The 17896-nt window shown below is 42.8% G+C and carries 15 protein-coding genes, 1 tRNA gene and 1 rRNA gene; 15 read left to right on the forward strand and 2 right to left on the reverse strand.

Features of this window, described 5'->3' with window-relative positions; genetic code table 11:
• Window positions 1–15: 15 nt before the first annotated feature.
• The 10 genes from EL081_RS02555 to EL081_RS02600 all read left to right on the forward strand — a co-directional run bounded on the left by EL081_RS02555 (window position 16) and on the right by EL081_RS02600 (window position 11553).
• On the forward strand, window positions 16–2406 hold the full coding sequence (locus tag EL081_RS02555) for a primosomal protein N' (RefSeq protein WP_126403851.1): 2391 nt from the start codon (window positions 16–18) through the stop codon (window positions 2404–2406).
• A gap of 11 nt (window positions 2407–2417) precedes the next feature.
• Window positions 2418–3353 carry a methionyl-tRNA formyltransferase gene (gene fmt, locus EL081_RS02560; RefSeq protein ID WP_126403852.1) on the forward strand — a complete coding sequence of 312 codons (936 nt, stop codon included), beginning with the start codon at window positions 2418–2420 and terminating at the stop codon, window positions 3351–3353.
• Window positions 3343–4656, forward strand: a complete 1314-nt coding sequence (gene rsmB, locus EL081_RS02565; protein ID WP_126403853.1) for a 16S rRNA (cytosine(967)-C(5))-methyltransferase RsmB — start codon at window positions 3343–3345, stop codon at window positions 4654–4656. Before fmt ends, rsmB begins: the two co-directional genes overlap by 11 nt.
• A gap of 21 nt (window positions 4657–4677) precedes the next feature.
• On the forward strand, window positions 4678–5418 hold the full coding sequence (locus tag EL081_RS02570) for a Stp1/IreP family PP2C-type Ser/Thr phosphatase (protein WP_048691932.1): 741 nt from the start codon (window positions 4678–4680) through the stop codon (window positions 5416–5418).
• Complete coding sequence (pknB, locus tag EL081_RS02575) at window positions 5415–7286, forward strand: Stk1 family PASTA domain-containing Ser/Thr kinase (RefSeq protein ID WP_126403854.1); 1872 nt, start codon at window positions 5415–5417, stop codon at window positions 7284–7286. The genes EL081_RS02570 and pknB overlap by 4 nt, the downstream gene beginning before the upstream one ends.
• Window positions 7287–7416: 130 nt before the next feature.
• Entirely contained in the window at window positions 7417–8112 is a 696-nt protein-coding gene (liaF, locus tag EL081_RS02580) for a cell wall-active antibiotics response protein LiaF (protein WP_126403855.1), read from the forward strand.
• Window positions 8109–9128 (forward strand): sensor histidine kinase, encoded by a 1020-nt coding sequence (locus EL081_RS02585; RefSeq protein ID WP_126403856.1) that lies wholly within the window; start codon window positions 8109–8111, stop codon window positions 9126–9128. Before liaF ends, EL081_RS02585 begins: the two co-directional genes overlap by 4 nt.
• Complete coding sequence (locus EL081_RS02590) at window positions 9106–9738, forward strand: response regulator transcription factor (RefSeq protein ID WP_126403857.1); 633 nt, start codon at window positions 9106–9108, stop codon at window positions 9736–9738. Before EL081_RS02585 ends, EL081_RS02590 begins: the two co-directional genes overlap by 23 nt.
• A 43-nt stretch (window positions 9739–9781) precedes the next feature.
• Window positions 9782–11188, forward strand: coding sequence for a bifunctional Cof-type HAD-IIB family hydrolase/peptidylprolyl isomerase (locus tag EL081_RS02595; RefSeq protein ID WP_126403858.1), 1407 nt, complete (start codon window positions 9782–9784; stop codon window positions 11186–11188).
• Window positions 11185–11553 carry a S1 RNA-binding domain-containing protein gene (locus EL081_RS02600; protein WP_126403859.1) on the forward strand — a complete coding sequence of 123 codons (369 nt, stop codon included), beginning with the start codon at window positions 11185–11187 and terminating at the stop codon, window positions 11551–11553. The genes EL081_RS02595 and EL081_RS02600 overlap by 4 nt, the downstream gene beginning before the upstream one ends.
• A gap of 51 nt (window positions 11554–11604) precedes the next feature.
• Here the strand turns inward: EL081_RS02600 and cysK are convergent, their stop codons facing one another.
• Window positions 11605–12534 carry a cysteine synthase A gene (cysK, locus tag EL081_RS02605; RefSeq protein WP_126403860.1) on the reverse strand — a complete coding sequence of 310 codons (930 nt, stop codon included), beginning with the start codon at window positions 12532–12534 and terminating at the stop codon, window positions 11605–11607.
• A 91-nt stretch (window positions 12535–12625) separates the two neighbouring features.
• Window positions 12626–13258, reverse strand: coding sequence for a YigZ family protein (locus tag EL081_RS02610; RefSeq protein ID WP_126403861.1), 633 nt, complete (start codon window positions 13256–13258; stop codon window positions 12626–12628).
• Between the two features lie 55 nt (window positions 13259–13313).
• Here EL081_RS02610 and EL081_RS02615 point away from each other — a divergent pair, with 55 nt between their 5' ends.
• The 5 genes from EL081_RS02615 (at window position 13314) to EL081_RS02640 (ending at window position 17883) form a co-directional block, all read left to right on the forward strand.
• Window positions 13314–14612: a DEAD/DEAH box helicase gene (locus tag EL081_RS02615; RefSeq protein ID WP_126403862.1), complete on the forward strand. Its 1299-nt coding sequence runs from the start codon at window positions 13314–13316 to the stop codon at window positions 14610–14612.
• A 62-nt stretch (window positions 14613–14674) separates the two neighbouring features.
• Window positions 14675–15280: a ComF family protein gene (locus EL081_RS02620; RefSeq protein ID WP_232011414.1), complete on the forward strand. Its 606-nt coding sequence runs from the start codon at window positions 14675–14677 to the stop codon at window positions 15278–15280.
• Window positions 15281–15368: 88 nt separating this feature from the next.
• Window positions 15369–15914 carry a ribosome hibernation-promoting factor, HPF/YfiA family gene (gene hpf / locus EL081_RS02625; protein WP_006596830.1) on the forward strand — a complete coding sequence of 182 codons (546 nt, stop codon included), beginning with the start codon at window positions 15369–15371 and terminating at the stop codon, window positions 15912–15914.
• Window positions 15915–16208: 294 nt separating this feature from the next.
• Window positions 16209–17757 (forward strand): 16S ribosomal RNA (locus EL081_RS02635).
• 53 nt (window positions 17758–17810) lie between these two features.
• Window positions 17811–17883: transfer RNA gene (locus tag EL081_RS02640), tRNA-Ala, on the forward strand.
• Window positions 17884–17896: the final 13 nt, after the last annotated feature.

Here is a 17896-nt window from a genome sequence, read left to right on the forward strand (position 1 = left end):
GAAGGAGGTGAAAGCATGTTCGCACAAGTCATTGTTGATGTTCCCTTGATGCAAACAGACAAGCCCTATAGTTACCGAGTACCAGAAGAGTTTTCTCCTTTCTTGGAAAAAGGAATGCGGGTACATGTTCCCTTTGGAAAGGGAAATCGGCTCATTCAAGGGATTGTGGTTGACCTTGAAGAGACCACTCTAGCAACTCAAGACCAAGAATTGAAAAGTATTGTAGAGGTCTTAGACTACCAACCGGTTCTAGGAGAGGAGCAATTTTGGTTGGCAGATCAGTTGCGAAAGACTGTTTTTGCCTACAAGATCACCCTCTTGAAAGCCATGTTACCGAGTGTTTTAAATTCTTCCTATGACAAAATTCTCCATCCGACAGAACTGCTACCGCCAGAAGATAGAGAGGACATTTTTGGAACAGCGACCAGTTTGGCCTTTTCTTCTTTGGATATTGATGCTCAAGCACGAATGATGCGACTGACTCGTAAGGGAGAGTTGGAAGTAGAATACCAAGCAGTAGATCGCAAACATATCAAAACAGAAAAATGGTATCGGGTAAATCATCACCTACTTGAAAATTTGGAAATCGCCAAGAATGCCAAAAAGCGCTTGGCCCTGCGTGAGTTCGTCCAAGGTCAAGAAGTGGAAGCACCTTTGAGTGACTTATTAGCGGAATTCTCTCGTCCTGTTGTGAACTATTTCATTGACCAGGGAGCCTTGATTATTTTTGAAAAAGAAGTCAATCGTGCGGCAGCCTACTTTAAGGACAAGGAATCGACGGAGGCCTTGGTTTTAAATGCTGAACAAGAACGAGCAGTCCAAGCAGTCACTCGTCAAATCGGCCAGGACTCCAAACCTTTCTTACTTGAAGGGGTGACGGGGAGTGGGAAGACGGAGGTTTATCTTCAAATCATCCAAGAGGTGCTAGAAAAGGGAAAAACAGCTATTATGTTGGTTCCCGAAATTTCCTTGACGCCTCAAGTGACGGATCGCTTTATTTCTCGCTTTGGGGATCGAGTGGCCATCCTCCATTCGGGCCTATCCAACGGTGAAAAATACGACGAGTGGAGACGTGTTGAGCGAGGGGAGGCCCAAGTAGTTGTTGGAGCGCGGTCTGCTATCTTTGCACCTCTGAAGAACCTAGGAGCTATCATTATCGATGAAGAACATGAGGCTACCTATAAACAAGATAGCAATCCTCGCTACCATGCGCGTGAAGTGGCTTTGCTACGAGCTCAGTATCACCAGGCTGTTTTGGTCTTGGGGTCGGCGACACCTAGTCTAGAAACACGAGCCCGTGCAGGAAAAGGGGTCTATGAATTTCTTCAATTGACCCAACGGGCTAATCCGCTTGCCCGCATTCCAGAGGTAGAAGTGATCGATTTCAGGGATTATATTGGCCAACAAGAATCCGGAACCTATACACCTAAGTTGCTAGAAGCGATAGCAGAACGTCTGCAACGAAAAGAGCAAGTCGTCCTTATGCTCAATCGCCGGGGTTATTCCAGCTTTGTTATGTGTCGGGAATGTGGTCAGGTAGATACCTGTCCTAACTGTGATATCTCCTTGACCCTCCACATGGATACCAAGACGATGGACTGCCATTATTGTAATTACCATAAGGCCATCCCAACTGTCTGTCCCAATTGCCAAAGTCGATCCATTCGTTATTACGGGACGGGGACCCAGAAGGCCTACGATGAGTTACAAGAAATTTTCCCAGAGGCTCGTATTCTGCGGATGGACGTTGATACTACTCGGAAAAAAGGGAGTCACGAGGCCTTGTTGGACCAGTTTGGTCAAGGGCAAGCCGATATTTTGCTTGGGACCCAGATGATTGCCAAGGGCTTGGATTTCCCTAATGTAACGCTAGTCGGTGTCCTCAATGCTGATACAGCCCTAAATTTGCCTGATTTTCGCTCGTCAGAGCGGACCTTCCAACTGTTAACCCAGGTGGCAGGACGGGCCGGTCGTGCGGATAAAGAGGGCCAGGTTCTGATTCAGACCTATAATCCTCATCATTATGCCATTGAATATGCGAAACGCCAAGATTATGAAGGGTTTTATGCCTATGAAATGAAGGTGCGGCACCAATTAGGCTATCCACCTTATTATTACACGGTAGGTTTAACCCTCTCTCACAAACAAGAAGAGGTCGTGGTTAAAAAAGCTTATCAGGTGATGGACCTGTTGAAAGCAGGTCTGTCCGATCAGGTCCAAATCTTGGGACCAACGCCAAAACCGATTGCTCGCACGCATAATTTGTTCCATTATCAAATCCTGTTGAAGTACCGGTTTGAAGACCAATTGCCACAGGTTTTAAATCAGATTTTGGACTATACTCAAGAGCGGGAGAATCAAGATCTTCGAGTCAGCATTGACAATGAACCGCAAAGTTTTATGTAGAAGGAGAAAAAATGACAAAAATACTATTTATGGGAACGCCTGATTTCTCAGCTACAGTCTTAAAAGGCTTGATTTCTGATGAACGCTATGAAATTCTAGCCGTTGTGACCCAACCAGATCGGGCAGTTGGCCGGAAAAAAGAAATCCGAATGACGCCAGTAAAAGAAGTGGCTTTAGAAGCAGGCTTGCCAATTTATCAGCCGGAGAAACTATCTGGAAGTCAAGAACTAGAAGACTTATTGGCTTTGGGAGCAGACGGGATTGTCACAGCAGCCTTTGGACAATTCTTGCCGAGTCGTTTGTTAGAGGCGATGAAGTTTTCTGTCAACGTGCACGCTTCCCTTCTTCCAAAATACCGTGGTGGAGCTCCTATTCATTATGCCATCATGAATGGGGATAAAGAAGCTGGTGTGACCATCATGGAAATGGTCAAAGAGATGGATGCTGGAGATATGATTTCCTCTCGCGCCATCCCTATTTTAGAGGAAGACAATGTGGGGACCATGTTTGAAAAATTGGCTCTTGTCGGTCGGGATCTTCTCTTAGAAACTCTACCGACTTACCTTGCGGGAGAACTTAAGCCACAACCGCAGGACCCCCAACAAGTCACATTCTCTCCAAATATCAAGCCGGAAGAAGAACGCCTGGATTGGACACGAACCAACCGTGAACTCTTTAACCAAGTTCGGGGTATGTATCCTTGGCCAGTCGCCCATACTCTATGGAAGGGTGAACGCTTCAAGATTTACCAAGCAAAACCGTGTAAAGGTCAAGGAGAACCAGGGGAAATTTTGGCTCTTCATAAAAATGAAATCGTTGTTGCGACGGGTGAGGGTGCCCTGGCCTTGACACTTATTCAGCCATCCGGTAAACCCAAAATGGCTGTTGGAGATTTCTTAAATGGCTTAGGGCGACAACTGCAAGTAGGTGATCAATTTGGTAAATAAGATGCAGACTGCACGAGGGTTGGCCTTATCTATCTTAGGAGAGATTTTCCAGGACGGTGCTTTTTCAAATATTGCCCTCAAAAAATCCTTGGGTAAGGCGACCTTATCAGAAGTGGATAAAAGTCTAGTAACTGAAATCGTCTATGGGACAGTTTCACGCAAATTGACCTTGGAATGGTATCTATCGCACTTTGTCGCTGATCGGGACCAGGTAGATCCATGGATCTATCATCTTTTATTGATGAGCCTCTATCAGTTCGTCTATTTGGAGAAGATTCCTCCCCATGCTGTTGTCCATGAAGCAGTAGAGCTTGCCAAGCAACGGAAGAAGGGGAGCGAAAAATATGTCAATGCTCTCTTACGGAAAATGCTACGAGAGGAGCTTCCATCAATTGACCAGATTAAACGAATCAACAAACGACTTTCAATCCGCTATTCTCTTCCGGTTTGGTTGGTGAAAAAGTTGATGGACGAGTATGGTGAACAGCGGGCCATTGCGATTTTTGAGAGTCTCTATGTTCGCAACAAGGCTAGTGTTCGTGTTGTCGATCTGGATCAAAAAGAAGACATCAAGGAGCAATTGCAGGCTTCGGATTCTTTATTGGCTTCAACTGCCCTCGTAAAGGAGAATGGCTATTTTGCGGGCTCTGATTACTTCAAACAAGGGAAATTAACCATTCAAGATGAGACCAGTCAATTGGTCGCTCCGGCTTTAGAGGTCCAACCATCAGACCAGGTATTGGATGCTTGTGCAGCACCTGGGGGCAAGACCACCCATCTAGCTTCTTATCTAGTAGATGGGAAGATCATAGCCTTGGACTTGTACGATCATAAGCTCCAATTAATTCAGGAAAACGCGGAACGTCTGGGAGTTGCAGATAAAATCCAGACAAAAAAACTGGATGCCAGCCAGGTCTTTGAAGCTTTTGGAGCAGATGCCTTTGATAAAATCTTGGTAGACGCCCCTTGCTCTGGGATTGGTTTGATCCGCCGCAAGCCAGACATCAAGTACAATAAAGACAATGCTGACTTTGCGTCTCTACAGGCGATTCAATTGGAAATATTGGATGGAGTTTGTCAAAGTGTGCGGAAAGATGGTATAATAGTCTACAGTACATGCACAATTATAGGAGAAGAGAATTTTGATGTGGTTGACCAGTTTTTAAAAACCCATCCAAATTTTGAACTCGTGCCATTAGATCATGAACGAAAAGATATTCTGAAAGATGGCTGTATTTTAATTACACCAGAATTGTATGGAAGCGATGGTTTCTTTATTAGTCGTTTTCGAAGAATATCGTAATCTCAGGAGGATACGGACAGTATGGAAATTTCTATCTTAACCGATGTAGGTCAAAGACGGACAAATAACCAAGACTATGCAAATCAATATAAAAATAAAGCGGGAAAATCCATGGTTTTTCTAGCTGACGGGATGGGGGGGCATCGTGCTGGTAATATTGCTAGCGAGATGGCTGTTACCGATCTCGGCGCTGCTTGGGTAGCGACTGAAATCAGCACCATTAACGAAGTCAGAGAGTGGTTTGCGGAGTATCTGGAAAAAGAAAACCAGCAGATCCATCGCATTGGTCAAGATGAAGAACATAAAGGAATGGGAACAACTCTCGAAGCTGTTGCCGTTATTGATGACCAAGTCTTATTTGCGCATGTAGGGGATTCCCGAATTGGACTCGTGCGTAATGGGGAATACCATCAATTGACCAGTGACCATTCTTTAGTAAACGCCTTGCTCAAGGCAGGACAGATTACGGAAGAAGAGGCAGCTCATCATCCCCAACGCAATATCATCACCCAATCCATTGGACAAAAAGATGAATTGCAGCCGGATTTTGGTATGGTTACGGTTGAAGCGGGAGATTTCATTGTTATCAATAGTGATGGATTAACCAATATGATCTCTGGCGATGAAATCCGTGATATCGTTGTCAGCGATTTATCGATTGAAGAAAAGGCAAAAACCTTGATTCGCTTTGCGAATAATGCTGGCGGTTTGGACAATATTACAGTTGTACTGATTCGCTTTGCTGAGGAGGATATGGCATGATTCAAATCGGCAAAATTTTTGCCGGACGATATAAGATAATCCGCCAAATCGGGCGTGGAGGAATGGCAGATGTCTACCTCGCTCGGGATTTAATCTTAGATGGTGAAGAAGTTGCAGTTAAAGTACTGAGGACCAATTACCAAACAGATCCAATTGCAGTTGCTCGCTTCCAACGAGAGGCCAAAGCGATGGCAGATTTGGATCATCCAAATATCGTTCGGATCACGGATATCGGTGAAGAAGATGGCCAACAATACTTGGCGATGGAATATGTCGCTGGTTTGGACTTGAAACGCTATATCAAAGAAAATGCTCCTCTCTCAAATGAAGAAGCTGTTCGCTTGATGGGGCAAATCCTTCTTGCTATGCGTTTGGCGCACACGCAAGGCATTATTCACCGTGATTTGAAACCTCAAAATGTCCTTTTAACATCGGACGGAAATGCCAAGGTTTCTGACTTTGGGATTGCGGTAGCATTTGCAGAAACAAGCCTCACTCAGACCAACTCCATGTTGGGATCGGTTCATTATTTGTCACCTGAACAAGCCAGAGGATCGAAAGCTTCTGTTCAAAGTGACATCTATGCGATGGGGATCATTTTCTATGAAATGCTGACGGGACATATCCCTTATGATGGGGATAGTGCAGTGACCATCGCGTTGCAACATTTCCAAAAACCACTGCCGTCCATCATCGAAGAGAACAAAAATGTTCCGCAGGCCTTGGAAAATGTGGTGATTAAGGCAACGGCAAAGAAACTATCCGATCGCTATAAGTCGGTAGCTGAAATGTATGTCGACTTGTCTAGTTGCCTATCTTATGAACGCCGTAACGAGAAAAAATTAGTCTTTGATGACGCTTCAAAAGCGGATACCAAGACCCTACCAAAGGTAAACGTGGTTCCAAAACCAGCTCCACTTCCAACATCAGATGTTCGTCCGGCTGTTCATGAGGACCTACCAGGGACTTCAGAGGATAGAACAGTTCCAGTTTCTCCAAAAAATAAGCCACGTCGTCGTTTGAGGACACGCTATAAAGTCTTGTTTGTTGCTTTAGCTTTGGTACTAGCTGCCTTTGCCTTTCTTCTTTATATGAGTCCAGCCAACAAAACAGTTCCGGATGTATCTGGAAAAACTGTCGCAGAAGCTCGGGCTATCATTGAAGATCAGGATCTTCAAGTTGGAGACGAAAAAGAAGAATACAGTGATTCTGTACTTGAGGGCTATGTCATTCGAACCAATCCAAATGCTGGAGCTCAGAAAAAGGAAAACAGCAAGGTTGATTTGGTTGTCTCGAAAGGGCCAAGCACCTTTGAAATGCCGGACTATACTGGTATGTCTAGAGAAGATGCGGAAAACGACCTAAAAACCACCTATAAGCTTTCTAGCAAGCTCATTTCGATTGAAGAAGTCGAGACCAATGAAGTGGAACCAGGAATCGTTATGGAGCAATCTCCTGCTGCTGGTCAAAAATATGATTTGACTTCTAATACGAAAGTTGTTCTGAAAGTATCTAAGGAGAGTAATTCTATCGAGTTACCAAGTTATGTCGGTTCATATTATGAATTTGCTGTCTCTAATCTCGTTCAGATCTACGGGGTGAAGGAAGCAAATATTGAACGGAAGACCACATCGCATCTTCCGGATGGTGTAGAAGTCCTACCAGGTCAAATTGTGAGTCAGACTCCAGAAGCTCAATCGAGCATCGATATTAAAAAGACTCGCATTGTCTTGACTGTATACGAACCGAAGACGGAACCATCAAGTAGCACGAAAGCTTCAAGCAGTTCATCAGAAAGTTCAAGCTCGACAACAGTGGAATCCCATTCCAATACGGAACCTTCGGCTTCTACTGAACCAGAATCTTAACATGATGACCTTATAAACCCAGACCCAATCGGTCTGGGTTTTTTAGTAAAGAGAGAGTTGGAACGAATCCTTCTAGAGGCGGAAGCGAATCCCATAGAATTTTGATAAAATAGACTGGAGAGGTTCAATTATGTGGAAGATTCAATTGTTTGTGTTTGTTGAAGCTTTGTTACTCACCATGGCTGCAATCACTATTTTGGCGGGAAATATATCTCGTATCGTCCTAATCGTGGTTCTGTGCTTGCTTCTATTGTATTATTACATTGGAAAACAGCGGAGCAATTTTCTTTTAGTGGCATCCAGCATTCTGCTGTTTTTTATTGTCATGTTAAATCCTTATGTCATCGCTGCACTTTTGTTTGCCGTCGTCTATGCCATGCTGGTGGCTTATCCCTATTTTTACCGTGAAAACGAAGAAGTGAAGATAGATTATGAGGAAGATGTAGAAATCCGACAAGAGAAAACGCCTTGGATTGGGGATTTACATCATTTTTCAAAGGTAAACTGCCATTTTCGTGATTTGACGATTACACGTTTATTCGGGAAGGATACGATCCACTTAGACGAAGTGATTGTAGTGAATCATGACAATGTCATCATCATGAGAAAGATGTTTGGTAATACGAAGATTATTTTGCCGGTGGATGTGGAGCTTAGTTTGCAGGTGAATACCTTATATGGAGAATTGCGACTCTTCTCTCAAAAACCTAGGAAATTGAGAAATGAGACAGTAAGCATGGAGACCCCAAATTATCGAAGTTCCCATCGAACAGTGAAGCTTGTTATTGCGGGGATTGTAGGAGATGTGGAGGTCGTCAGAGGATGAAACGAACAGACTATCTTTTAATCTTCCTTTATACGGTCTTAATTCTAGCTGTAATTATCCATTCGATCTTTGGTCTCTTTGACTTTCAGTGGTCTTATCTATTGGAAGATTTATCAAAGCTTCGTGCATTTCTTTTTATTGGCTTTGGCTTGACGCTTGCTCTTACTATTTTGATGATCTTATTGATCAAATTGATTCAATTTACAATCATGAACACCGTCCAAAAAAATCTGAGAAACTTGCTCGAAGGCAAGAAGCTAAAATTTGGAGAAAACAAAGAAATTAATGAAGATTTTCAACGCTTGGATCGCAAGCTCAAACGCCTGACAGAAAATTTGCAACGTACAGAAAATCGAGTCATGCAAAATGAAGAAGAGATTGTGGAAAGAGAACGCAGGCGAATTGCTCGAGATCTCCATGATACGGTGAGCCAAGAGTTATTTGCAGCTAATATGATTTTGTCCGGTGTAGCCAGTCAGGATCAGGTTCTTCAACTGCCTAAAGTCGGGCAACAGTTGAAGGGAGTTACAGAAATTCTAAACACTGCTCAAAACGATTTGCGGATTCTCTTATTACACCTGCGGCCGACAGAACTAGAAGGTCGAAACTTGGTAGAAGGTCTCCAGGTGATTTTTAGAGAACTACAAGAAAAGAGTAATTTAGAAGTTCATTTTGAACACGATGTTCAAAGACTCCCTAAAACAATAGAAGAGCATATTTTCCGGATTGTGCAAGAAGTGGTGAGCAATACATTGAAACATGCCCATGCGAAGCGCTTAGATGTTTATCTGTTGCAAACTGAACAATCTCTCCATCTAAAATTAGCAGATGATGGAGTGGGGTTTGATCCAGAATCTTTGGGTGAACTAAGTTATGGTATGAAAAATATTCAAGATCGAGTAGATGACATGGCAGGAAGAATTAAGATTTTGACCAGTCCTAAAAAGGGAGTAGCCATTGATATTAAAGTGCCATTAGTAGAAGGAGAAGATGATGAAATTATTACTAGTAGATGATCATGAGATGGTCCGTTTAGGATTGAAAAGCTATTTAAGTATGCAAGATGGGATTGATCAAGTCATAGAGGCTAGCGATGGTCAAGAGGGTGTAGAGATAGCCTTACAAGAACGACCAGATGTCATCATTATGGATATTGTCATGCCACATATGACCGGGATTGAAGCGACACTCGCCATCCTGAAGGAGTGGTCAGATGCAAAAATATTGATCCTAACGTCTTATCTGGACAATGAAAAAATCTACCCTGTCTTGGATGCAGGAGCCAAGGGATATATGCTCAAAACCTCTAGTGCAGAGGAAATTTTACGGGCCATTCGTAAGGTGGAACAAGGAGAGTTGGCGATTGAGACAGAGGTCAGCCAAAAAGTTGAGTATCGAAAAAATCACGTGGAACTCCATGATGACTTGACCGCGCGTGAACGAGATATCTTGGCTTTGCTAACCAAGGGATATGAAAATCAACGGATAGCTGATGAATTATTCATTTCATTAAAGACGGTCAAGACGCACGTGTCGAATATTTTATCAAAATTAGACGTGAGCGATCGTACCCAAGCAGTAGTTTATGCCTTCCAACATCACTTGGTCTCTCAGGAAGATTTTTAGTCAAAAACATGCTATAATAGACAGCATACTGAATGGAGACAACATGGATGCAAAAACACGCTACAAAGCGAAAAAGATAAAAATAGTATTTTTTGATATTGACGATACCTTACGAAATGTTGAGACAGGCTATGTTCCAGCTTCAGTTACCAGAGTGTTTTCACAATTACGAGAAAAAGGAATTTACACAGCCATTGCCAGTGGTCGAGGGATTTTTGGAGTACCAGAAGAAATCAAGGCTCTCCAACCTGATTTCTACGTCACTCTGAATGGTTCCTACGTGATTGATCGTAAGGAGAATGTCATTTATGAAGAAAGATTACCAAATCCACTTGTTCAGGACTTTATTGCATGGGCCAAGCAGGTAGGGATTCATTATGGTTTGGTTGGGAGTCATCAAGCAACTCTTTCAGCTCGGACAGAAGAAATGAGCCGGGCCATTGATCCCATCTATCCAAATTTACCAGTAGATCCTGACTTTGCTACCAAGCATCCCATTTATCAAATGTGGACCTTCGAGACTGGTAAAACATTCGACATCCTCCCAGAAGCTTTAGGGCAGGAATTGCGTTTGGTTCGCTGGCACCCAATCTCATCAGATGTTGTCTTGGATCAGCAATCCAAAGCTCACGGTGTCTCAAAAGTAGTCGAAAAACTGGGTCTCAAACCAGAAAATGTCTTAACGTTTGGGGATGGATTGAATGACATAGAATTATTTGACTATGCTGGTTTAGCGATTGCCATGGGAAACGCTCAAGATGCATTAAAAGCTAAAGCAGATTATGTCACAAAAACCTTAGAAGAAGATGGCATTTTACATGCCTTAGAGGAGTTAAAAATGGTTGAAAAAGAATTGCATTTACCACAAACAAAAATGGATCAAGAAACAGGACCAATTGCGACGATTCATACCAACTATGGAGATCTGAAGATTCGTCTCTTTCCTGATCAAGCACCAAAAACAGTAGCAAACTTTATTGCGCTTGCAAAAGATGGCTACTACAACGGAGTGATTTTCCATCGCATCATTAAAGATTTCATGATCCAAGGTGGGGATCCAACTGGAACAGGTATGGGTGGGGAATCCATTTATGGAGAATCTTTTGAAGATGAATTTTCTGAAGAATTGTACAACATCCGTGGAGCCCTATCCATGGCCAATGCTGGACCAAATACCAACGGTAGTCAATTCTTCATTGTTCAAAACCAACACCTTCCTTATTCTAAAAAGGAAATTGCCCGCGGTGGTTGGCCTGAAGCTATCGCAGAAATTTATGCGGAAGAAGGAGGAACACCTCATTTGGACCGTCGTCACACAGTGTTCGGTCAGTTGATGGATGAAGCTTCTTATCAAGTATTGGATACAATTGCGGCAGTAGAGACAGGTGCCATGGACAAACCTAAAGAAGATGTGGTCATGGAATCGATTGACATTGAGGGAAAAGCATGAGAATCGGGGATAAACTGAAGGGTGTTGTGACAGGCTTGCAACCTTATGGAGCCTTTGTTGAATTAGAGACAGGGGTAACCGGTTTGATCCATATTTCTGAAATCCGCAGTGGATATATCGACAACATTCATGATATCTTAAAAATTGGGGATCAAGTTTGTACCCAGGTTATTGATATAGATGAATACTCTGAGAAGGCTAGCTTGTCCCTTCGAACCTTAGAAGCTGGGAACAGAAAGCAGTTTCGCCACCATCGTTTTTCAAATGATCGCCATAAGATCGGTTTTACTCCTTTAGCCAAGCAATTACCTATTTGGATTAAAGAAAGTAAAGAATTTTTGAGTGACACTAGTCAAGGAAAATAAAAATTTGTTTCTACAGATAGAAGAAAAAGAGGCTACATCGTAGCCTCTTTCTTATTCTTGATCAAAATCGTAAAGGGTAGTTGAAAGGTAACGTTCTCCATTATCCGGTGCTAAAGCCAAGACTTTTTTACCAGCTCCAAGCTCTTTAGCGACTTCAATTGCTGCATAGATAGCGGCAGCAGATGAAATTCCAACTAAGAATCCTTCTTTTCCACCAATGTAGCGACCTAATTCCAAGGCTTGATCAGAAGTGACACGGATTACGCCATCATAAGAATTGGTATCCAGCGTTTCAGGAATGAAACCTGCTGACAATCCTTGGATTTTGTGTGGCCCAGGTTTTTCACCAGAAAGAATCGCTGATTCATCTGCTTCGACTGCATAGACTTGGACAGCTGGGTTAACTTTTTTCAAGGCATGAGAAACACCTGAAATAGTTCCACCAGTTCCAACACCACTGACGTAAGCATCCAATCCATTTGGTCCAAAAGCTTCTAAAATTTCTTGACCTGTTGTTGCTTCATGGACTTCTGGGTTGGCGCTATTGTTAAATTGGAGGGGAAGGAAACCGTTTCGTTCTGCAGCGATTTCTTCTGCTTTAGCGATAGCTCCTTTCATTCCTTCACTACCTGGAGTTAAGACAAGTTCTGCTCCATAAGCTTGAATGATTTTTCGACGTTCAACACTCATGGTTTCAGGCATGACGATGACGACTTTATACCCTTTGGCAGCCCCGACCCATGACAAACCAATTCCTGTATTTCCGCTGGTTGCTTCAACGATAGTAGAACCGGGTTGAAGAAGACCATCTCGTTCTGCTTTTTCAATCATGCTAAGAGCAATCCGGTCTTTAACAGATGAACCAGGGTTGAAGGCTTCTAATTTAACATAGACATCAGCAGCCCCTTCAGGTACTAAGTGGTTCAATTTTACAATAGGTGTTTTTCCGATTAATTCTGTAATATTTTGATAGATTGGCATACGATATACACTCCTTTGTTAGTGTATTCAGTATACCGTCAGTAAGAAGGTTTGTAAAATATAAAAAAGCTATCGAAGTGATAGCCTTTTTTTATAGCTGAATGGGGATTTCCACTTCCTTTAATCCCTGGTCACTAATCTCAATTTTTCCATGGTAAAAATCAATCAGGTCCGCAATCACATCTTCTTTATGCTCCTTATCTACGTAGACAAGACTAAAGACAGCATCGGTGAAGTCTGTCTGGAATTCTGCTAATTGGTGAGCAGATAGAAAGTTCGCAAACTCTTGGTATTGGGGATAAGTCAAGGTAATCCCTAAACCAACCTGCTCCTTGATTTCAACGAGACCAATTTCTTTCACAGCCTGAGCGACGCTACCAGCATAAGCGCGGATAAGACCGCCTGCACCTAGCTTGATCCCACCAAAATAACGAGTGACAACGCAACAGACATTGGTCAGTCCATGATTCTCTAAAACACCAAGCATGGGAACTCCAGCAGTTCCACTCGGTTCGCCATCGTCACTGGTCCGTTTAATTTCAAATTGTTCTCCGATGACAAAAGCAGAACAATTGTGAGTTGCCTTATAATGTTCCTTTTTGATAGCGGCTATAAAGTCGCGAGCTTCCTCTTCAGAATAAACTCGTTTAACATGGCAAAGAAAGCGGGATTTTTTAATTTCTTCTTGGACGAGACCGTCCTCTTTAAAAGTCTTGTATTCCATACATTTATTTTACAAAAAAACTCTTAAAACTGCGAGCTTTTACGAATATATAAGTATGAAACTTGAAGATTGTTATGGACGTTTGTTCACCCAAGACCAACTGGAGGATGACCTGCTTGAGCAGGCTCAGCAACTACCAGCTATGGTGAAGGAAAAGACGGCGTTGATTTGTAATCGGTGCGGAACCCAGATTGATAAGGCTAGATGGAAACTACAGATAGGAAGCTACTATTGTAGAGCATGCATTCAATTAGGAAGAGTTAGAAGCGACCAAGCACTCTACTACTTTCCCCAACAAGCCTTTCCGCAAGAAGAAGTCTTAAGATGGCAGGGGACCTTAACGCCCTTTCAGAGTCGGGTTTCCCAGGAGTTGGTTCAATCCTTAACAGAAAGCAAGCCAATGATGGTACACGCGGTAACAGGAGCAGGTAAAACGGAAATGATGTACCAAGTGGTGGCGGAAATGATTAAAAAAGGGAGATGTGTGTGCATTGCTACACCAAGGATTGACGTGTGTATTGAATTGTATAAACGGATGACGCTGGACTTTTCCTGTCCCATCTCCTTGTTGCACGGTGACTCAGACCCTTATTTCCGAACGCCTCTTGTCATATCTACTACTCATCAACTACTCAAATTTTATCAAGCTTTCGATCTCCTCATAATCGATGAAGTCGATGCCTTTCCTTTTGTTAACAACCCTGTTCTCTATCATGCCGTTTCAAATGCCGTAACCAAAAACGGGAAGCTCATCTATTTGACAGCTACTTCTACAGAAGAATTGGATAAAAAAGTAAAAAAACAGGAGATAAAACGCGTTAGCTTACCTAGACGCTTTCATGGCAACCCCCTTGTGGTCCCTAAGAAAGTATGGTTAAAAGATCTACGTAAAAAAATAGAAAAGAAACAAGTGCCAACGAAGTTGCTTAAGCTAATAAAAGAACAACGGAAAACCTCCTTCCCCCTAATCCTATTTGTATCAGAAATTGAATTAGGAGACAAAATCCTCAGTCTATTAAGAAGGGACTTCAAGAATGAGATCATTGAACTAGTAACCTCAAAAACGGATAATAGGTTGGAACTGGTAGAAAAATTTCGCAACCAAGAAATTACCATCCTTGTTTCAACGACAATCCTGGAACGAGGAGTCACCTTCCCGAAAGTCGATGTGTTTGTAATTGAGGCCAATCATCGGCTGTTCACTAAGAGCGCCCTGGTCCAAATTGCTGGTCGTGTGGGAAGAAGTATGGAAAGACCCACAGGCGAATTGCTTTTTCTAGCAGAAGGAACCAGCAAAGAAATGACACAAGCCATTAAAGAAATAAAAGAAATGAATCGGGAGGCAGGGTTTTGAGTAATTGTTTGCTATGTGATGAAGAGCTGACTAATCAGCAATCCTTAAGAGATCTCATCCTAATGAAAAAAGAGAATCTCACTATGTGTGACAACTGTAAAAATAAGTTTGAACCAGTTAGTGAAGCTAGTTGCAAGACTTGTTGTAAAAGAAGTTCAGAGACTTCTTGTGAAGATTGCAAAGAGTGGGAACGAAAAGGGAAAAGCGTAAACCATAAAGCACTTTACTGTTATAATGAAGAAATGAAGGAATATTTTCAAAAATACAAATTCCAGGGAGACCAACTGTTAGCATGTCTCTTTGCTGAGGAAATAAAGGTAGCGCTTAAAAAGTATAAAGGATATACCATTGTACCAATTCCTTTAAGTGACGAGAGAAATGAGAAGAGAGGGTTTAATCAGGTGACAGCCATATTAGACAATGCTGGGATTCCTTATCAAAACCTATTGATAAAAAAGAATACAAAAGCTCAATCACAGAAAAATAAAAAGGAAAGATTAAAAACAGAACAAGCTTTTAGACGAAAAGAGTTTGAAAACAAAGACTGGCCAGAGAAAATAATGATAGTGGATGATATCTACACAACAGGAGCAACAATAGAAAGAGCTAAAGAAATATTGAATGTAAATGGGGTGAAAGAAATAACATCTTTTTCATTAGCAAGATAGAATATTCAAAAATATATTTGCAAAAATAAAATGAAAGCGTTATAATATAGATATAAAAAGAAAAAACGTTTAGAAAGAAGGTACTTATATGATTAAATATAGTATCCGTGGTGAAAACCTAGAAGTAACAGAAGCCATTCACGACTATGTCGTTTCTAAACTCGAAAAAATTGAAAAATATTTTCAAGCAGAGCAAGAATTGGATGCACGTGTAAACCTAAAAGTTTATCGTGAAAAAACTGCTAAAGTTGAGGTAACGATTCCACTTGGTTCTATTACACTTCGTGCAGAAGATGTTTCTCAAGATATGTATGGATCTATTGACTTGGTGGTTGATAAGATTGAACGTCAAATTCGAAAGAATAAAACAAAAATTGAAAAGAAAAATCGTAGCAAATCTGCAACCAGCAAAATCTTTACAGACGCTCTGGTTGAGGAAAGTGTTGCTCTTGAAAAAGTTGTCCGCACAAAAACGATTGACATTGAACCAATGGAACTAGATGAAGCTATTCTACAAATGGAACTATTGGGACATGACTTCTTCATCTACAAAGATGTGGAAGATAACACAACAAATGTCATCTATCGTCGTGAAGATGGAGATGTAGGACTTCTTGAAGTCAAAGAAAAATAAGCTAATACAATAAGAAAGCTCCTGTAGAATATACAGGAGCTTTCCAATGTTATAGAAGATAAAGTTTCTAAAAACAAAAAAACATAAAAAATTTAAAAAAATAGAAAAAAGATATTGACAAGTAGTTTTGGTCGTGATATACTAATATAGTTGTCGCGCGAGAGCGACAAAGACCTTTGAAAACTGAACAAGACGAACCAATGTGCAGGGCGCTATAACGGAAGTTATAGTAACTGAACAATAAAAAAACAATAAATCTGTCAGTGACAGAATGAGTTTAAGACAAACAATTATTTTAATGAGAGTTTGATCCTGGCTCAGGATGAACGCTGGCGGCGTGCCTAATACATGCAAGTAGAACGCTGAAGCTTGGTGCTTGCACCGAGCGGATGAGTTGCGAACGGGTGAGTAACGCGTAGGTAACCTGCCTGGTAGCGGGGGATAACTATTGGAAACGATAGCTAATACCGCATAACAGTAGATGTTGCATGACATTTACTTGAAAGGGGCAATTGCTCCACTACCAGATGGACCTGCGTTGTATTAGCTAGTTGGTGAGGTAACGGCTCACCAAGGCGACGATACATAGCCGACCTGAGAGGGTGATCGGCCACACTGGGACTGAGACACGGCCCAGACTCCTACGGGAGGCAGCAGTAGGGAATCTTCGGCAATGGACGGAAGTCTGACCGAGCAACGCCGCGTGAGTGAAGAAGGTTTTCGGATCGTAAAGCTCTGTTGTAAGAGAAGAACGAGTGTGAGAGTGGAAAGTTCACACTGTGACGGTATCTTACCAGAAAGGGACGGCTAACTACGTGCCAGCAGCCGCGGTAATACGTAGGTCCCGAGCGTTATCCGGATTTATTGGGCGTAAAGCGAGCGCAGGCGGTTAGATAAGTCTGAAGTTAAAGGCTGTGGCTTAACCATAGTACGCTTTGGAAACTGTTTAACTTGAGTGCAGAAGGGGAGAGTGGAATTCCATGTGTAGCGGTGAAATGCGTAGATATATGGAGGAACACCGGTGGCGAAAGCGGCTCTCTGGTCTGTAACTGACGCTGAGGCTCGAAAGCGTGGGGAGCAAACAGGATTAGATACCCTGGTAGTCCACGCCGTAAACGATGAGTGCTAGGTGTTGGGTCCTTTCCGGGACTCAGTGCCGCAGCTAACGCATTAAGCACTCCGCCTGGGGAGTACGACCGCAAGGTTGAAACTCAAAGGAATTGACGGGGGCCCGCACAAGCGGTGGAGCATGTGGTTTAATTCGAAGCAACGCGAAGAACCTTACCAGGTCTTGACATCCCTCTGACCGCTCTAGAGATAGAGCTTTCCTTCGGGACAGAGGTGACAGGTGGTGCATGGTTGTCGTCAGCTCGTGTCGTGAGATGTTGGGTTAAGTCCCGCAACGAGCGCAACCCCTATTGTTAGTTGCCATCATTCAGTTGGGCACTCTAGCGAGACTGCCGGTAATAAACCGGAGGAAGGTGGGGATGACGTCAAATCATCATGCCCCTTATGACCTGGGCTACACACGTGCTACAATGGCTGGTACAACGAGTCGCAAGTCGGTGACGGCAAGCTAATCTCTTAAAGCCAGTCTCAGTTCGGATTGTAGGCTGCAACTCGCCTACATGAAGTCGGAATCGCTAGTAATCGCGGATCAGCACGCCGCGGTGAATACGTTCCCGGGCCTTGTACACACCGCCCGTCACACCACGAGAGTTTGTAACACCCGAAGTCGGTGAGGTAACCTTTTAGGAGCCAGCCGCCTAAGGTGGGATAGATGATTGGGGTGAAGTCGTAACAAGGTAGCCGTATCGGAAGGTGCGGCTGGATCACCTCCTTTCTAAGGATAAGGAAACCTGCACGTTCGTCTTGTTTAGTTTTGAGAGGTCTTGTGGGGCCTTAGCTCAGCTGGGAGAGCGCCTGCTTTGCACGCAGGAGGTCAGCGGTTCGATCCCGCTAGGCTCCATTGGTGAGAGATC

It is taken from the genome of Streptococcus viridans (assembly GCF_900636365.1).
In the GTDB taxonomy this organism is placed as follows: Bacteria; Bacillota; Bacilli; order Lactobacillales; family Streptococcaceae; genus Streptococcus; species Streptococcus viridans_A.

Coding starts and splice junctions, on each gene's coding strand:
- EL081_RS02555 (WP_126403851.1), top strand. CDS start 16: ATGTTCGCACAAGTCATTGTTGATGTTCCCTTGATGCAAACAGACAAG.
- fmt (WP_126403852.1), top strand. CDS start 2,418: ATGACAAAAATACTATTTATGGGAACGCCTGATTTCTCAGCTACAGTC.
- EL081_RS02570 (WP_048691932.1), top strand. CDS start 4,678: ATGGAAATTTCTATCTTAACCGATGTAGGTCAAAGACGGACAAATAAC.
- pknB (WP_126403854.1), top strand. CDS start 5,415: ATGATTCAAATCGGCAAAATTTTTGCCGGACGATATAAGATAATCCGC.
- liaF (WP_126403855.1), top strand. CDS start 7,417: ATGTGGAAGATTCAATTGTTTGTGTTTGTTGAAGCTTTGTTACTCACC.
- EL081_RS02585 (WP_126403856.1), top strand. CDS start 8,109: ATGAAACGAACAGACTATCTTTTAATCTTCCTTTATACGGTCTTAATT.
- EL081_RS02590 (WP_126403857.1), top strand. CDS start 9,106: ATGAAATTATTACTAGTAGATGATCATGAGATGGTCCGTTTAGGATTG.
- EL081_RS02595 (WP_126403858.1), top strand. CDS start 9,782: ATGGATGCAAAAACACGCTACAAAGCGAAAAAGATAAAAATAGTATTT.
- EL081_RS02600 (WP_126403859.1), top strand. CDS start 11,185: ATGAGAATCGGGGATAAACTGAAGGGTGTTGTGACAGGCTTGCAACCT.
- cysK (WP_126403860.1), bottom strand. CDS start 12,534: ATGCCAATCTATCAAAATATTACAGAATTAATCGGAAAAACACCTATT.
- EL081_RS02610 (WP_126403861.1), bottom strand. CDS start 13,258: ATGGAATACAAGACTTTTAAAGAGGACGGTCTCGTCCAAGAAGAAATT.
- EL081_RS02615 (WP_126403862.1), top strand. CDS start 13,314: ATGAAACTTGAAGATTGTTATGGACGTTTGTTCACCCAAGACCAACTG.
- EL081_RS02620 (WP_232011414.1), top strand. CDS start 14,675: ATGAAAAAAGAGAATCTCACTATGTGTGACAACTGTAAAAATAAGTTT.
- hpf (WP_006596830.1), top strand. CDS start 15,369: ATGATTAAATATAGTATCCGTGGTGAAAACCTAGAAGTAACAGAAGCC.